This is a genomic window from Altibacter lentus, assembly GCF_000746845.1.
Lineage (GTDB): Bacteria > Bacteroidota > Bacteroidia > Flavobacteriales > Flavobacteriaceae > Altibacter > Altibacter lentus.
Genome location: NZ_KN050846.1, coordinates 1,610,244 through 1,628,099, shown reverse-complemented (window position 1 = coordinate 1,628,099; position 17,856 = coordinate 1,610,244). Strand labels below are relative to the sequence as shown.

Genomic DNA, 17,856 nt, shown 5'->3' with positions numbered 1-17,856 from the left:
ATGTAATCAATATATTTGACGTCTTAACACCTACTTTATGAAGAAAATTTTACTCCTCCTCATGCTGGCATTTTCAGCAGTGTGTTTTTCTCAATCTATCGTAGTGAATGACCCTGCAGCGCCGGAAACATCCTATACTGCAGAAGAGTTGATTACCAATGTACTTATTGGTGGTGGTAGTTGTGTACAAGCTGAATTAACCTTTTTACAGGAGAACCCCGGTGGGGTCACAAATATTAATAACAGAAGTTGGGGTTATTTCGATGCAGCAGGTACAACGTTTCCTTTCTCCCAAGGGATCATCCTTTCCACAGGACATGCCGTAGATGCCGAAGGGCCTAATAATGCGAGTGGTACCACAGGAACCGGCGCAGGATGGTTGGGTGACAACGATCTAAAAATTATTTTGGACAATCAAAGTGGAGACAACGTAGGCACTAACAACGCCACGGTCTTTCAGTTTACTTTCGTTCCGGTGATACCTAATGTATCGTTTGATTTTATTTTTGCTTCTGAAGAGTATGAAGATGATTTCGAATGTGATAGTCAGTTTCGAGATGGTTTTGCCTTCTTGTTACGAGGACCTGGTATTCCGGATGATTCTGGAACTCCCTATGGTGGAACTAATATTGCCGCAGTCCCGGGATCGATGAATGTTCCTGTAAGTACGTTGTCCATTCATGCCGATACCTTTATGTGTGGTACTGAGATTCCCGATGTGAATTTCTTCCCTCAATATTATGTGAGTAATTCTGGTCCTAATAATTTAAACGAAATTTCATTCGATGGGTACACTACCTCATTGACCGCTCAAGCCACATTGACGCCCGGACAAACCTATGAGCTCAAGATGGTGATCGCAGACAGAGGTGATTCCAGTTTCGATTCTGCAGTATTCTTTAGAGCAGGATCGTTTGATATTGGAAGTGTCGACCTAGGCTTGGACCTCACGGCCAGCGACGGTACAGCTCGCTGCGTTGGCGAATCGTACACTATTGTTCCTAATATAACCGCACCTCCCGGAACTACCTATGAATGGCAATATGAAAGTCCGTTGGGCTCAGGAATCTTTGTGCCTTTTGTTCCTGCTGAAACAGCTCCAAATTTAACCGTTACCGCTACAGGACGATATAAACTCATCGTGGATTTTGCAGGAGTTTGTACTTCTGAAGGAGATGTATATATCGAATTTGTACCACCTCCAACAGTCAATTCCAACCCGGACCCTTTAGTGGTATGTGATGATGATAACAATGGTCTGGCCATGTTCACCTTACATGACGCCGATATGGATATTACTATGGGCGATCCTAATCTCACGGTTCGTTATTATGGTACGCAACTCAACGCAATCAACGAAATAGATGAACTGTTCGATCCATATACTAACGACGATCCATATATGGATGAGGTCTGGGCACGTGTAGACAGTAATATGAGTGCATGTTTTGAGGTTGTAAAACTAGATCTTGAAGTCCGCAACACGCCGGATATCATTGCTCCGTCTGCTCCGCTTCGCGAATGCGATTACAACAATCCTGGTGATGGTTTTGAGACCTTTGATCTCACTGAGGTTGAGCCTGAGGTTCTCAACGGTTTGGATCCAGCGAACTACGATATTTATTATTACGAGCAAGAGGTGGATGCCATTGCGGCGGGCGATAGTGTCCTTGCCATGCCTCCGGGTGATTTTTCAATGGCCATAGGCACTCCGGGAGCCTACCAGAACGTTGTTGCTTTTTCCCAGACGGTGTATGTTCTGGTGGTGGGTAATGCGGGCAGTGTTGATCCGGGTACGACCCCTGCTTCTACGGGGGAGAGCTGTTACAGTATTGTGGCGTTGGATCTTATTGTGGATCCGTTGCCGGTGGTTGTTCAGGCGGCACCTTATGAGCTTTGTGATGACGAGGTAGGGGGTAGTACCCCTACGGATCAGTTGAGCACTTTTGATCTTACCAGTCGTGTTGGAGAGATCACCGGTGGTAATTTGAACTATCAGGTGATGTGGTTTGAGACCTTGGCCGATGAGGCGTCTGATACGCCCATCGTCACTCCGGGAGCATATCAGAACCGTACGATCGCTCCGGCGACTCAGCCCACCCCCCAGACGATCATTGCGCGTGTGACCAACCAGTTTGGTTGTAAGAGACTCACTACAGTTACATTAGTAGTTTTACCTAATCCGCAAGCAGCCACTCCCACTCCTTTAGAGGTTTGTGATGACAACAACGATGGTTTTGCTGATTTCACGTTAACTGACAAGGATCTTGAGATCGCCAATGGTGAGACGGATGTTACGGTGCTCTACTACCAGACCCAGGCTGAGGCTGAGGCTGGTGTTTCCGGCACTGAGTTGCTGAGTCCTTATACGAATGATGATCCTTTTACTGATGTTGTTTGGGCTCGTGTCACTCGTATAGTGACGCCTCCCAGTACTTCTCCTGCCTGTTACAGTGTTGTTGCTTTGGATCTTATTGTGAACCTTCTGCCGGATGCGCCTGTCTCCGGTTTTGGGGATCTTATCTCTTGTGACACTACCGGTGGAGGCAGTGCGGTGTTCAATTTAGAAGACAACACGCCTTTTGTAACGGGCGGGACCCAGCTTCCTCCGGATTACAGTGTGAGCTACCATACGAGTTTTGCCGATGCCGATGGGGGCATCAATGCCATTATCAATACCACTGCTTATACCAGTGGCGGTGAGACGATCTGGGTACGTTTGCAGGAGAATGCCACGGGTTGTGGTCGTATCAGTTCCTTTGATCTGATCGTTGGGGTGTACCCCCTCATTAATGACCCTGCGGATAAGGCGGTGTGTGATGATCAGGCCAGTGGCAGTGATACGGATGGTGTGACGCTCTTTGATCTTACGTCTTACAATTCAGAGATCACGGGCTTTAACCCGGATCTTACGGTATTTTATTACGAGACCCCTGCCGATCAGGCTGCGGGTACGGCCATTAGTCCCGCCACTTCGTACGCCAATACGGCTACCCCTCAGACGTTGTATGTGAGTGTGTTCAACAGCACGGGCTGTGAGGCACGCACGACCCTTACCATTTCGGTGCTTCCGGTCCCTGTGGCGGCAGACCCTACCCCTTTGGTGGTGTGTGATGATGACAATGACGGGATCGCGTTGTTCGATCTTACGAGCAAGGATGCTGAGATCACCTCTGCCATGGGTGCTACGGTGACCTATCATGAGAGCCAGAGCGATGCCAACAATGGTGTGTTCCCTATCTCGAGTCCTTATCAGAACATTGTGGCCAATGTACAGCCTGTATGGGCGCGTGTGGCCTTCACCCAGGCCCCTAACACCTCGGGCTGTTATACGGTGGTTACCTTCGACCTTATTGTAAATCCGTCCCCTTTGGTACCCAACAGTCTTCCTTCCCTGGTGGCCTGTGATCAGGGGACCACTTCGGTCTTTGATCTTACGGTGTATGAGCCAACGCTTTTGGATCTTCAGCCGGTCTCTGATCCTCCTGTGAGCTATAGTTTCAGTTATCATACGAGTTTGGCCAATGCCACGGCGGGCACCCCAATGATCACTACCCCTACGATGTATACCAATACTGTGAACCCTCAGACCATCTGGGTTCGTTTGGAGAGTGGTGGCAACGGTTGTTTTGCCATTGTGAGTTTTACACTTCAGGTCAATACGGGTCCCTTGGCGAACGCTCCCACGCCTTTGTCAGAGTGTGATGACCTTGGGGAGCCTAATGACGGGGTCACCCTCTTTGACCTTACTGCCAAGAGTGATGAGATCACGGGCGGCGCTGCAGGTGTAGAGGCTTATTATTACGAGAGCCAGCAAAACGCATTGGACGATGAGAACCGCATTGTCCCTGCCACGGCCTATGCCAATACGAGTAATCCTCAGACGGTGTATGTACGAGTGTTTGATACCAATACGGAGTGTGAGAACTTTACCAGCCTTGAACTTCGGGTGGTTCCTAACCCTCAGCCCAATACGCCGGATCCTATCGAGAAGTGTGACTACACCGATGCTGGGGATGAGAAGGAGTTTTTTGATCTTACCATTCGTGAGGGGCAGATCAGTACCAACCCTAATGTTGTTTTCTCTTACCATGAGAGTTACCAGCAGGCGGTGGACAATGACCCTATTGCGGGTGATATCACCATGTATGAGAATTTGGAGAATCCGCAAACGATCTATGTTCGGGTGACCAACAATGCCAGTGTAGAGGCGTGTTTTGAGATCGTTGAGTTGCTACTTGTGGTCAATGCGCTTCCGGATGCGACAGCTCAGATCAGTGATCTGGTAGTCTGTGAGGTGGACAACGATGGTTTTGCTTTCTTTGATCTTACCGATCGGATCGATGAGATCTTGAACGGTCAGGACCCCCTTATCCATCAGGTTAGTTTCTATGAAACGCCGGGTGATGCAGCTTCGGGAAGCAATCCAATAGGAGATGTGACCAATTACCAGAATGATGGTAGTGTGAGTCCTCCGGGCCAGCCTATCTATGTCGGGATCTTGAACACCCAGACCACGTGTTACATTGCCAGTGAGCAGGACGCTGAGGGGAACTATTCTTTAACCTTCAACCTTCAGGTATTGGAGGGTGTTATTGCCAATGCTCTTAGTGAGCCGTATGTGCTTTGTGACCAGGAGGGTCCCAACGACGGGTATACGGTCTTTGATCTTCCTCTAATTGGTTTGGAGGTCCTTGGAGGCCAGCCTTATGATGTTGATTTTTATGAGAGTCTGGAACAGGCGCAGTTGGGAGATACGGCTAATGCGTTGCCGGATGCCTATACCAATATTATCAATCCGCAAGTGATCTATGCGCGTGTGACGCATCCTGAGACGGGTTGTTTTGATATTACCGAAGTTACCTTAAAGGTGGAGCAGCTACCTTTGGTGGTCTTGGATGAGACCTATCGTCTTTGTGTGGATGCCAATGGGAACCCGATCGATGCTGAGGAAGGGGGCGCTTCCCCGCCTGTGATCGATACGGGTCTGGAGGCTACCCTCTATAGTTTTGAGTGGCAGTTGGATGGGGTGACGCTTTTGGGACAGAACGGTCCCTCGATCATTGCCTTGGAAGGCGGTGTCTATACGGTGATCGTTACGGAGAATGCTACGGGTTGTAGTATGGAGGTCACCACAACGGTGATCGTTTCTTCGCCTCCCATTACCTATAGTGCAGAGGTGACCAGTGGGGCCTTTGCCAGTTCTCATACCATCGATGTGATGGTCACAGGCGATGGTGATTATGTGTTCCAGCTGGACAATGGGCCTTTCCAAGAGGAGAGTACTTTTACCGATGTGGACCCCGGGGTTCATGTGGTGACTATAAAGGATGCCAATGGGTGTGGTAGTGTGAGTTTGGAGGTTAGCATTATTGACTATCCTCGATTTGTCACACCGAATCAGGATGGGTACCACGATACGTGGAATATCATTGGCATTGCCGGTGGTGACCCTACGGCAAAAATTTATATATTTGACAGGTTTGGAAAGCTCTTGAAGCAGATCAGTCCGCAGGGTCCGGGATGGGATGGTACCTATAACGGGAATCCATTACCTTCGAGCGATTACTGGTTCGTGGTGGAATACAAAGAGAACGAAACACAAAAGGAATTTAAAGGCCACTTTACACTAAAACGATAGATCCATATTATGAATATTAAGACAACCTACTTATTACTTCTATTAATAATTGCCCCATTTGTTTATGCACAAGACGGGATCCCGGTGTATTCTAATTATTTTGCAGACAATTACTATTTATTACATCCATCCATGGCAGGAGCAGCCAATTATTCAAAGCTACGTGTAACTGCAAGACAGCAATGGTTTGATCAAGATGAGGCTCCCAATATACAAACGGTGACTTTTAATACTCGGCTTAATGATCGATCGGGAGTTGGAGCTATTCTTTTCAATGATCGAAATGGCTATCATTCACAGGCTGGAGCGTATTTAACATACGCACATCACATATCTTTCTCGCGAGGAAGTGACGTTGACCTTAATCAATTATCACTGGGATTGAGCGGAGGTTTCATTCAATCGAAATTAGATGAAACACAATTCGATCCTAACGATTTTGATCCAATTATTGCAGGGATCATACAGAGTACATCTTACTATAATATTGATGCAGGTGCGTCGTATAATTTTTTAAATTTTTCGGGTCATTTTACTATTAAAAACCTAATCTTTAAAAATAGAGGTCTTAACGATGAAGGATTCGAATCGAATAACCAAAGGCGATATATGATAGCCGGGTCCTATAATATAAGTAAGTACGGCTCTTATTGGATGTTTGAGCCCTCGTTCCTTTTTCAATTTCAGGAGCGCACAGGGGAACAAGCTATTGACATTAATTTTAAGGCGTACAGAGAGTTGGAAGAAGGAAGAATTTGGGGAGGTCTTTCTTATAGAAGATCTTTTGACGGATCGGAATATTTGGACGGCACTGAGATCAAAGATCAAAAGCTTCAGTATTTCACGCCTGTTCTGGGAGTTAATTATAAGAAATTCGTCTTCGCATATATGTATTCTTACCAAACCGGCACAGTACGATTTAGAAGTGGCGGGTTTCACCAAATAACCCTTGGGTATAATTTTGTGGAAGGCAAGATACGGCGTTGGTCACAAGACATGAGGTACAACGGAATGTTGCGACCTAATAATTAAAAAATGCCCCGTAATCGGGGCATTTTTTATTCCCAAGTATAATTTTTCTTACCGGCTTGTTTCTTCAATGCTTGTATCATGGCGTTTTCCAGCCCGTTTGCGGCATCCTTAGATTGGGAGACAACAAATTTTCTGCGTTTTTCATTCAGTTCTGAAATCTGCTTTTGAATACGTTCTCTTTCCGCACGCTGTTCGGTTATATATCTCTTAAGTTCTGAAGCGGTCTTTTTTTGTAACTCCTTCGGAAGATCCTCTTTTTTTAATTCAGCATAGCTAAAATCTGCTTCAGCTTCAGCATCTATTAAATCCCACGTAGCGTTTTTATACAAGTGTGAACTTTTTGTTACGGTCCTGCTTACCGCATTGGCTTTGCTGTATTCGGCCGCATTATCATCTTGCTCCATTTGTAAGGCCACTTTGCGTTTCCCGCTGGCTCCGTAAGGCACATACGTTTCATTTAACTGAATATTGAGCTGTAAGATGACATCGTCGTAAGGCGAGGCAATATGCACGGTCTCGACATTGTGATTAATGGCCATATAGTCTCCATAGCTAAGCTGGGCCCCGTCCTTCCAGTAGGAGGAAATTCCATGTTTGTAATCCCCACAAAAAATAGTATTAACGACCACGTTTTTTTCCTTCGCATTTAATGAAGCGTCCTTATAGTGGATATCTCCTTGGGTAAAAGGCTCGTTACCCGCAATGAAAATCATTTTCAAGTCGTCTGCATCATTCCCCCAATCCAACTGTTCTAACGAAGCCTGTATTACCGTGCCGCAGTATTCGCTTCCGCCGTTGGTAGTAAGTGAGAATAGTTCTTTTGACACATCATCAAGATCTTCGGTAAAACCAAGGATCTTTCGTATGTATCCCTCTCGTGCATTGAGATTGTCATTTCCATATTCGTACAAGGCGATTTGAAGTGAAGGTCTTTCGTTACGACATTTCGCATAGGAAAGCTCATTAACGATCTCCCACAACTGTGCTTTTGCTTGATCGATCAATCCGTCCATGCTATTGCTTGTATCCAGCAATAGTGCAACTTTTATATAGTGTTCTTTTGTAATTGGAGGGTGAGCTGTTGTAACTGTTTCAATGGAGCCAATACGCTTGGGCGTGTCTGCCTTACACGATAAGACGCTTATAAACGCCAGAATGAATGTGAAAAGGTGCATCGTTTTCATAAGGTTTTAGATTATATTTATAGAGTAAACATACTACCAAGGTATTTACTGTAAAACGTGAACTGAGGGAACGTGCCATCTCAGTTAGTTAAGTGGAATCGTCCGTTAGGGAAGTTAGTTTTTTGAATGAAAAAGAAGTCACTATGCGCCCGAGGGGGTTTTCGGGATTGGGGTAAAGTACGTATGTTTACGGTCAAATACGACGCATGAACCGAGCTTTTTACTTTTTTATCCTCCTCTTGTTTTCAGTAATAGCTGTCGCCCAGGGCCAGACCTTACGCAAGCAACAAGACGAGTTCACGCTCTCCGGAAAGGTTCTTGAAGAAGAAAACGATATGCCCATTCCAAAAGTGAATGTAGAGATCCTTGGGGGTAAATATACCACTACCAATGACAGGGGTGAGTTTACGATCACAGCCAGGATAGGAGATGAACTTATTATTAAAAGTGACGATTTTGAGACCGTTTACCACACTATACGCGATAAACAACAAGTAATGGTAAAGGTAAAAAAAGCCGAAAGTGAAGCCATGCCGGTACAGTCAACATCCAACGTAGCTTCCCGAGATCTTTTTAAACAGTATATTGATTCATCTAATTTTTTTCTGAAGAAAAATGCTCAAAAAAGCATAGAATATGTAACACGGGCTTTAGAATCTGTTAGGTCTAAAAAAGCTTCAGACGCCCAAAATGCCATAGCGTTTCTTACTCTGGGCAATATAAATTCCTATTGGGGACAGTACGATCTCGCTGTAGACAACTATAAAACAAGTATTTCATTCAATCCTGCTCGTAACACCCGAATAAAGTTGGCTTCCGCCTACATGGACAATAAGAATTATCAAGAAAGCATCACTTCCTATAAAAGTTTATTGCAGGAGTCGCTTTCTAATTATCAGCGCGTTGAAGTCTATGAAGGATTAGGGGACACCTATAAGGCGATCAATGATCCCGTAAAAAGTGTTTTTAATTATCAAAAAGCCCTTGATGTTGCCAACGCACACAGCATAACACCTAAGATCACCGACCTCAACTCGAAGATAGGAGAGGCCTATGCGCAGGGTGGAGCCGTTCAAGAAGCTGAAGCGTATTTTGATAATTCACTAAGTCTTGCCAAAAAGGAAAATAAGAAAAGGGCCGTTGCCGAGAAGAACAAAGTAGCCGATTTCTATAATCAGAATCGGAATTTCGACAAGGAGATAAAACTGCGAGAGGAGGCCTTGAACGAGATCAAATCTTTAGATGATGGAGATGTAGAAGAAGACCTGTCAAGTCCTTTGACGCCGCAACGTCAAAATTATAAGATCGCCAATGCCTATGTGGGCCAGGAAAGATACGAAGAAGCGATCCCTTATTTGCAGCGCAGTATCACTGAAGCAGATAAAAAAGAAGATCTACTCGTACAAAAGGATGCGACCCGAAAACTTTCAGAGATCTATCGTGATATTGGAGATTTTGGAAAAGCTGCCGAGACCTACGAACAGTATGTAGAGGTCGTAGACGAACTCTATGTAAAAAAAGAACAGGAGATTTCCCAGGCAGCACGCTTTAATAGAGAGATCGCTTTGAAACAGAATCGAATCATTAGCTTGGAAAATGAACGCAAGCTCAACGAAAGCCGATATCAGTTGGCTTTTGAGAATCAAGAGCTCATACAAAAGAATAATCGAGTACAACAGTGGGTGATAGGTTCCTTAGTTCTTATTGCACTATTACTGCTGCTGATCGCCTATACTCAATACAAAAGTGTCAAACAACAGAAGTATGCGAACAATCTTTTGGCATTAAAATCATTACGAACCCAAATGAATCCGCATTTTATTTTCAATGCGCTCAATTCGGTAAATAGTTTTATTGCCAGTAGCGATGAGCGTGCAGCCAATACCTATTTAAGCGACTTCTCTCAATTAATGCGCTCTGTTTTAGAGAACAGTGAAGAGGATTTTATCCCCTTGGCCAAAGAGATCGAATTGCTTGAATTGTACGTGCAACTGGAGCATATGCGGTTTAAGAACAAATTCGATTACGCCATCACGGTAGATGAATCATTACAGCTTTCGGAGTTCGTTATTCCGCCCATGCTGTTGCAGCCCTATGTAGAAAATGCGGTTTGGCACGGACTTAGGTATAAGGAAGATAAAGGCCTGTTAGAGATACACTTTGCACAGATCGACCCCGAAACTGTTTCAATAACCATTAGTGACGACGGGATTGGACGTAAAAAATCGAAAGAGCTAAAGACCGAGCATCAAAAGAAGCAAAATTCCAAAGGGATGGGTAACATTCAAAAAAGAATTGCAATCTTGAACGAAATGTATAAAGATAAAGTAGATGTTTCTGTCGAGAATATTTTTGAAAACGAAGAAGGAACACGCGTTGTTCTAATTTTAAAGAAAGACTAATGAAGTTACGTGCCATAATTGTTGAAGACGAAGAGAACAGTAGGGAAATTTTAAAGAATTACCTTACCAAGTACTGCCCCAGCGTTTCCCTTACAGGGGAGGCTTCGAATGTAGAGGAGGCGCTGCTACTTATACGAAACAATCCTCTGGATCTAGTATTCTTGGATGTGGAGATGCCCTACGGAAATGCCTTCGATCTTCTGGATAAGGTAGGGGACCGTCAGTTCGAAACCGTCTTTGTGACGGCCTATAACCATTACGCCATCGATGCACTCAATGCCCACGCATCGTATTATCTGTTAAAGCCTATCTCGATCGACAAATTGATTGAAGCAGTGGACTATGTCTCAGAAATAAAAGAAAAGGAAAACAGGCTGGAACATTCGGTACTACAGCCAAAGCATCGTCATGTCACCGGCAAGATCACCATTCCATTACAAAACGGCTTTGAGGTATTGCAGGTAGCAGATATTTTATACTGTCAAGCCGACGATAATTACACGAACATCTTTTTAAAGGACAGCAAAAAATTGGTTAGCAAGACCCTGAAGTATTTTGAAGATCTTTTACAGGATAATGGCTTTGCTCGTGTGCATAAATCTTATTTGGTGAACGTAAATGCCGTGACCGAATATAATAAAGGTAAAGGGGGAAGCGTGGTATTAAGTAACGGAAAGCAAATTATGGTAAGCCCTTCAAAAAAAAAGGAGCTATTATCGTATTTTGGTTAAAAATAGAATTTCAAATGATCATTAAAGCTGTTAACGGAAAGTACCCGGAGATCCCGGAAGATTGTTATATCGCCGAGAATGCTACTATAGTGGGCGATGTTACCATGGGAAGGCTCTGCAGTGTATGGTTCAATGCCGTAATACGAGGAGACGTCCATTTTATTAAAATGGGAGATAAGGTAAACGTACAGGACGGGGCTGTGATTCATGCCACATATAAAACATCCCCAACGACCATAGGTAACAATGTATCTATTGGTCACAATGCCATAGTACACGGGTGTACGGTGCAGGACAATGTTTTAATAGGTATGGGAAGTATTGTAATGGATGACTGCGTGATAGAAAGCAACTCAATTATCGCAGCAGGTGCAGTCGTGACAAAAAATACGGTAGTAGCATCCGGAAGTATCTACGCAGGTATTCCGGCGAAGAAGGTCAAGGATATATCTAAGGAATTGTTACACGGGGAAATTCATCGTATTGCTGAAAACTACGTGTTCTATTCGGGTTGGTTTAAATCTTAAAAATCTTTCTCTTCTACTGAAATGACCGCTGCGTACTCACGCAGTAAGAATTGCAAGGTATCTTTTGAAGCGTTTGTGAAGAACTGAAGCCTTGGAGCACCTGTTTCCTCGTTACTAAGACCATTTGTTTTTAGCAGATTCTTTGTTTGGCGCGCCACAGCCTCGCCCGAATCGATGATTTTTATATGCGACGGGACGATCTTTTTTAATTGTGGAATGATATAAGGATAATGACTACACCCTAGAACAATATAATCGACGTTGGCAGCGAGCATGGGAGCTGTGTGTTTTTGAAGTAGCGCATACATTTCGGGACTATCGAGCTGGCCGGCTTCAATAAGAGGAACAAGGCCTTCTCCCACAGTCTCTATCACTGAAATATCTTTTGTGAAGGTATGTGATGTTTGGTGAAACAGAGTACTGCTAAGGGTTCCTTTGGTCGCAAGGATCCCAATACTCTTGGATTGTGTTTGAAGCGCTGCAGGTTTTATAGCAGGTTCTATACCTATAATGGGGAGCTCATACTGCGTGCGAAGCAGATCAATAGCGTTTGTAGTGGCCGTATTACAGGCGACTACAATCATTTTGCATCCTAAGGCGATAAGGGCTTCTGTGTTCTTAATACTAAGGGCACGTATTTCGGCGGCAGATTTTTGTCCGTAAGGCGCATTCTTACTGTCGGCTAAATAAATGGTATGTTCATTTGGGAGTAAGGCGTGGATTTCCTTCCATATGGAAGTGCCGCCTACCCCGGAGTCAAAAATACCAATTGGTTGTGCCTGTTTCATAACCATAAAAATAAAAACTGCTCCCTATAAAGAGAGCAGTTTTTAATTATTTTTTCTGAAAAAAATGGAATTAGATACCCAATTCTTTCTTAACATCCGGCAACAAGTCATATCCGTCTGCGAGGATCACTCCGTTTCCGGTAGCAGAATCCAATACATATTGATATCCCTTAGCTCTGGCAACTTTTTGGATCGCTGCACGTGCTTTCTCTAAAAGAGGCTGAAAGATATCGATCTCTTTTTGCTGAAGGTCTTTTAAAGCTTGCTGTCTGTAAGATCCAATGTTGTTCTGCATTCCTTGTACTTCTTGTACGCGTTTTGCATTCTCTTCATCGGTTTTGCTTTCTGCTTCTCCTTCGTACAATTTGATCTTGGTGTCAAGTTCTTTCGCCATAGCTTTGATCTCTGTATCGTACGTTTTTTGAAGCTTCTCAAGCTGACTTTGTGCTGCTTTCATTTCGGGCATGATCTCTACCAAAGCCTGAGTATCGATATGAGCCACTTTTGACTGTGCATTCACAAAACTTGTAGCTCCTATAAAAAGTACTACTGCAACTGCAAATAATTTGAATTTTTTCATTGTAATTGTATTAAAAATTAAGTGTTATAACTATTAGGGTTTAAATTATTTTTAAATATTATCTTCCGCCGCCGTCACCGTCTTCTTCACCATCTCCGGCTCCCGGTGGATTGTTTCTGTTTTGTCGTGCTTCCAAGATCGAATCCTGTCTTCTTTTGCGTTCATCCAACAAGCGCTGTCTTCTGGTCTCAAATTCTAATTTTTTAGCTTCACGAATCGAATCACGCACACGCTTGCGCTCATCCATGATCTTTTCGCGCTCATCTTTCTTAGCTTCAATAGCCTCTTCGCGTTCGGTCACCGCTGCATCTTCTTCCATGGAAAGATCGTCCCGTGCTTCAATCTCACGCTTATCTTTCTTGTTAAGAGCTTCGGTTCTTTTTGCAGCTCTGTTAATGCTACGCAATACTTGATCGCTAATATCATTTCGCTCTGCTGCGAAAAGCATGACCACATCTGCAGATTTGTCAAAGATGAAATCGAATTTTTTAGCTTCGGCAATTTCTTGCACAATGTTGAATACCTGATCCTGAATAGGCTGCACCAATTGGCGCCTTTGGATCATTAGATCTCCGTTTGGTCCGAAACGATCCTGCTGGTATTGTAACATCTCGTCTTCCTCGATCTTTATTTCTTCTTCTCTTTCTTCCACCAACTCTTTGGTGAGCAAAACACGTTCGTTACTTAAATTGAGTTTCATTTGATCGATGGCTTTTTGCTTCTTCTCAATGTCCTGTTTCCATCGCTGTACCTTGCCTTCCAATTGTGTAGAAGCTTCTTTGTACTCAGGAACATTTTCCAGAATATATTCCATATCAATATATCCAATACGAACACCTCTCTGTGCTTGGGCTGTAAAGCTTATGCATAACATGACAAGTGCGAAAAAAAGTAACTGTTTCGTTTTCATAATTGCTGGTTGTTGTTTAAGAAAATATCGTGCCAAAGTTAAAATTGTTGTCCAATGATAAAATGTGTCTCCCATCCGTTTTTCTCGGTTCCACCAAGAATAGGATCGAATCCATATCCAAAATCAATCCCCAATAATCCAAATGCAGGCATAAATATACGTAATCCTACGCCAGCAGAACGCTTAATACTGAATGGATTATAGTTTCTGAACCCATCGTAAGAGCCTCCACCTTCTACGAAACCAAGTACATAAATAGATGCCAGCTGCTTTAAAGTAACGGGGTACCGTACTTCTAACGAAAATTTATTGTAAATGGTATTTCCGTCGGTGTCGGATAATGACTGATTCGGATATCCACGCAATTGAATGACCTCCCGACCGTCTAGGCTAAAGGCACCAAGGCCGTCTCCTCCCACAAAAAATCGTTCGAAAGGAGGAACACCCCGATCGCCATTGTAGGCGCCTAAGAAACCAAATTCGGTAGCGGTACGAACCACCAGATCTCCGGTTAGCTTAGTGTACCATGTTCCTTTGAATTTTACTTTATAGTATTCCAAGAACTTAAAACGCTCTTGGTCGATCTCTGCAATACGCTCTCGCGCATCTACAAAATCCACATCGGTAGAGGGAACTGCATTTAGCACCCTGCGTTCGTCCGACAATGCATCATAATCTACACCATTAAAAGCAGAATAGGGCGGGGTTAGTTTTGCCGTAATGCTGAACTCAGATCCAGATTTTGGGTAAATAGGATTCGTGGCGGTGTTGTTTCGGCTTAAACCAATGGTGTAAGCAAAGTTGTTTGAATAGCCATCACCAAAGGTAAATAACCCTGTGTTATAGTTTTTAAGATTGTAGTGTTGAAAACTCACTGCTTGCGACAGTGTGAAATAATCGTCCGGCCATTGTAATCGTTTGGCGATCCCTACAGAACCCCCGGTGATCAAGAAACGCCGATCTCTATCTGCTTCTCTATTTACGAAATCGTAAAAGTACTGCACGGTATGAGAGAACGAAGTGCTCAATTGCACGGGTTTCTTTCCGCCTAACCAGGGTTCTACTAAAGAAAGGCTGTAGGTCTGGTAAAAACTACTTGCCTGTGCCCGAAGCGAAAGCTTTTGTCCGTCACCCATAGGCAGTGGTTTATAAGCTTCACCATTGAAAATGTTACGTAGCGAGAAGTTGTTAAACGAAAGCCCCAGTGTTCCTACAAAGCCGCCGCCGCCATAACCTCCTTGAAGTTCAATCTGGCTCGCACCTTTTTCAACCACAGAATATTCCATATCCAGGGTTCCGTTGTTAGGGTCCACATTCTTGAAGTTAGGCCCGATCTGTTCGGGGTCAAAATACCCTAATTGACCAAGCTCCCGAATGGTTCTTACCACATTTCGCTTGCTGTAGATTTGACCGGGACGGGTTCGAAGTTCCCGATAGATCACATGATCGTTCGTCTTGTCATTTCCTACCACAGTTACGTGATCAAAATACGCCAGTTTTCCTTCTATGATTCGAATTTCAAAATCTATAGTATCATTACGCACCGCAACTTCCACAGGGTTGATACGTGAAAACAGGTAACCATTGTTTTGGTAGAGGTTGGTTAGATCGTTTGCTTCAGGATTTGTGGCATCTTCAATACGCTCTTGAAGGAGCACCCCATTGTAGGTCTCTCCTTTTTTTATCCCTAGTACCTGCCGAAGAATATTATCGGTATATACACTATTTCCTATGAAGCGAATGTCCCCGAAATAGTATTTTTTTCCTTCTTCAATGTCTAGATTCAAGGCAATAGTTTTTTCATCTTTTACAATGAGGGTATCATCCAGTATACGCGCATCGCGGTACCCATTGGCCTTATATTTTGTGATGATCGCCTCTTTGTCCTCCTCAAAGCCTTCTTCACTAAATTTTGAACGTTTGTAGAAGCGCAAGAAATTCTTGCGTTTTACATTCTTCATGGCCGCACGTAACTTCTTGTCTGATAGCTCTTGGTTGCCGTCAAAAGTAATAGAGGCTACTTTTACGCGCTCTCCCTTATCCACACGAATGAGCATGTTCTTCCCGTCTTCTGTGCCGGTAGAATCGATGTTAGGGGTTGTGGAGATGACTACCTGGGTGTTGAGATAACCGTCTTTTTTAAATCGGTTAACAATGTTGTTCTTAGTAGTGGTAAGTAAATTTTTTGTGATCTTGGTTCCGGGTTTCAGATCATTGTCTTTTAGGATCTCTTTTGTCTTTCCCTTTCGAAGTCCTTCGATGGTAGCTTCGTTCAATTTAGGAAGTTCTACAATATATAATTCGAGGTCAACAAGATCGCCCTCCAACTTCGTTACATAGAATGCGATGTCACTAAACAGGTTCTGTTCCCAGAGCTTCTTAGTAACAGAGCTCAATTTTTCTCCTGGAATAAATAAGCGATCGCCTTCTTTTAAGCCTGTAAAGGCAATTACGGTTTGTTCGTTGAAACTTTGTTCGCCCGTAACTTCAATTTTATTAATAGTATATTTCCTACCACTGTCCAACTCTTTTTGTTGGGCCGTAAGATTAAAAACCGAAAGTATTGTAAATACGCAAATACAATAACACTTTTTGTAACCAAATAATCGTGGACTCTTACGTAAGCTGTTCACTTGTTTTTCCAAATCTTCGTTCTCTGTTTTGATAATTTATGATTGCTTCAAAAAGATGGTTTTTTGTATAATCGGGCCAAAGTGTTTCGGTAAAGTACAATTCGGCATAAGCGATTTGCCATAATAGAAAATTACTGATACGCTGCTCACCACTGGTGCGTATCAATAAATCTACATCCGGTAAATTTCGCGTGTAAAGATGATTATTAATTACCGCTTCATCAATATTCGACGGCGAAATTAGGTTATTTTTAACTTTAAGGCTAATCTCTTTAATAGTTTTTGTAATTTCTTCTCTGGAACCGTAACTCAAGGCCAAAGTGAGGGTCATTTTAGTATTGTTCTCGGTCTTCTTTATAACATCCAGCAATTCTTTGTGTGCTTTCTTGGGAAGTGCCTCTAAGTTTCCTATGGCGTTCAATTTAATATCGTTTTCCTCAAGCGTTTTTATTTCTTTCTTCAAAGACGAAACTAATAACTTCATAAGAAGTTCTACCTCCATTTTTGGGCGATTCCAGTTTTCAGTAGAAAAAGCATACAGGGTTAGATAAGGGATGCCAATTTCACCACAGCCTTCTACTATTTCCCGAACCGCCTTAGAACCCTTTTCATGACCAACCGTGCGGAACAACCCCTTCTGCTTTGCCCAGCGACCATTGCCGTCCATGATCACTGCCAAGTGATGGGGTAGTTTGTTCTTATCGATTTGATCTTGTAGTTTCATTACATTTTAAAAATTACAATAGCAGGGTTTGCGTCCAAAGGTAAATGTTAGGGTCACTCCTGTAAACACGTACCAGTCATCGCTGTTAGTGTTCCCAAATGTAAGGTTTTCTTCGTCGGCCAAACCCTTTACAGGTTGGCTGCTGTCCAAGGCGTCTGTAAATGTATATCGCGCTCCTACCTCAAAACCCAATACCATTTTAGTGCCCACTGTGGCCTTAAACCCAACGACCATTGGGATTGCAACATTGCCTGCAGTGTCGTATTTAACAATGACATCGTCACTGCGTTTGTACAGAGCGTTGTATCCAAAATAGGTAAGTCCCGTATACAAATACGGTGTAGAGACGGGCTTGCCGCTATACATGTTAAAATCCCAGAAGGTATATTCAATTCCTAGAGAGGCTTCGGTGATCGTGTTTTCAAAAGAATAACCGCGCTGCTGGCGTCTGGTTTCGTTCGATTCTGCATCATCACCCTTTATATTTGCTACCAGAATAGAAGCCCTAAATGCGTGTCTGGCACTGCGATTCCATTTAAAAAGACCGCCAAATGCAAATGAATTTGGATTTATATAATTAGTCTTTCCCACATCACCTATATAATTAGACCCTCCCAGCATTCCTCCTATCTCGTAGGTTTGCGAATGGCCGATAAATGTGACTATCATAAAAAAAATGAGGGCTGTGAAATACTTCATATACC

The 17,856-nt window shown here is 43.5% G+C and carries 12 protein-coding genes; 5 read left to right on the top strand and 7 right to left on the bottom strand.

Annotation, left to right across the window (positions count from 1 at the left end; all coding sequences use genetic code 11):
- The first annotated feature begins 37 nt into the window (after positions 1-37).
- Together JS40_RS07615 and JS40_RS07610 are read left to right on the top strand one after the other, a co-directional pair.
- Complete coding sequence (locus JS40_RS07615) at positions 38-5,641, top strand: T9SS type B sorting domain-containing protein (RefSeq protein ID WP_034259583.1); 5,604 nt, start codon at positions 38-40, stop codon at positions 5,639-5,641.
- Positions 5,642-5,650: 9 nt separating this feature from the next.
- Positions 5,651-6,673, top strand: coding sequence for a PorP/SprF family type IX secretion system membrane protein (locus JS40_RS07610; protein ID WP_051957530.1), 1,023 nt, complete (start codon positions 5,651-5,653; stop codon positions 6,671-6,673).
- A gap of 26 nt (positions 6,674-6,699) precedes the next feature.
- Here JS40_RS07610 and JS40_RS07605 read toward each other — a convergent pair whose 3' ends face one another.
- Positions 6,700-7,857, bottom strand: coding sequence for a VWA domain-containing protein (locus JS40_RS07605; protein ID WP_034259580.1), 1,158 nt, complete (start codon positions 7,855-7,857; stop codon positions 6,700-6,702).
- Between the two features lie 206 nt (positions 7,858-8,063).
- Between JS40_RS07605 and JS40_RS07600 the strand changes: the two genes are divergently transcribed.
- The 3 genes from JS40_RS07600 to JS40_RS07590 are packed head-to-tail and all read left to right on the top strand — an operon-like array spanning position 8,064 to position 11,517.
- Positions 8,064-10,259 (top strand): tetratricopeptide repeat protein, encoded by a 2,196-nt coding sequence (locus tag JS40_RS07600; RefSeq protein WP_034259577.1) that lies wholly within the window; start codon positions 8,064-8,066, stop codon positions 10,257-10,259.
- Positions 10,259-10,990 (top strand): LytR/AlgR family response regulator transcription factor, encoded by a 732-nt coding sequence (locus JS40_RS07595; RefSeq protein ID WP_034259575.1) that lies wholly within the window; start codon positions 10,259-10,261, stop codon positions 10,988-10,990. Before JS40_RS07600 ends, JS40_RS07595 begins: the two co-directional genes overlap by 1 nt.
- A gap of 14 nt (positions 10,991-11,004) precedes the next feature.
- Positions 11,005-11,517, top strand: coding sequence for a gamma carbonic anhydrase family protein (locus tag JS40_RS07590; RefSeq protein ID WP_034259573.1), 513 nt, complete (start codon positions 11,005-11,007; stop codon positions 11,515-11,517).
- Here the strand turns inward: JS40_RS07590 and murI are convergent.
- From murI to porG, 6 genes are all read right to left on the bottom strand, one after another.
- A complete protein-coding gene (gene murI / locus JS40_RS07585) occupies positions 11,514-12,305 on the bottom strand; it encodes a glutamate racemase (protein ID WP_034262236.1) in 792 nt (263 codons plus the stop codon). The two genes, JS40_RS07590 and murI, sit on opposite strands and share 4 nt — an antisense overlap.
- Positions 12,306-12,375: 70 nt before the next feature.
- Positions 12,376-12,885 (bottom strand): OmpH/Skp family outer membrane protein, encoded by a 510-nt coding sequence (locus JS40_RS07580; protein WP_034259571.1) that lies wholly within the window; start codon positions 12,883-12,885, stop codon positions 12,376-12,378.
- Positions 12,886-12,943: 58 nt separating this feature from the next.
- Entirely contained in the window at positions 12,944-13,795 is an 852-nt protein-coding gene (locus tag JS40_RS07575) for an OmpH/Skp family outer membrane protein (RefSeq protein WP_034259568.1), read from the bottom strand.
- A 38-nt stretch (positions 13,796-13,833) separates the two neighbouring features.
- On the bottom strand, positions 13,834-16,440 hold the full coding sequence (locus tag JS40_RS07570) for a BamA/OMP85 family outer membrane protein (protein ID WP_233273952.1): 2,607 nt from the start codon (positions 16,438-16,440) through the stop codon (positions 13,834-13,836).
- A complete protein-coding gene (locus JS40_RS07565; RefSeq protein WP_034259563.1) occupies positions 16,412-17,152 on the bottom strand; it encodes an undecaprenyl pyrophosphate synthase in 741 nt (246 codons plus the stop codon). The genes JS40_RS07570 and JS40_RS07565 overlap by 29 nt, the downstream gene beginning before the upstream one ends.
- A 6-nt stretch (positions 17,153-17,158) precedes the next feature.
- Complete coding sequence (gene porG, locus JS40_RS07560) at positions 17,159-17,851, bottom strand: type IX secretion system protein PorG (protein WP_034259560.1); 693 nt, start codon at positions 17,849-17,851, stop codon at positions 17,159-17,161.
- Positions 17,852-17,856 lie beyond the last annotated feature (5 nt).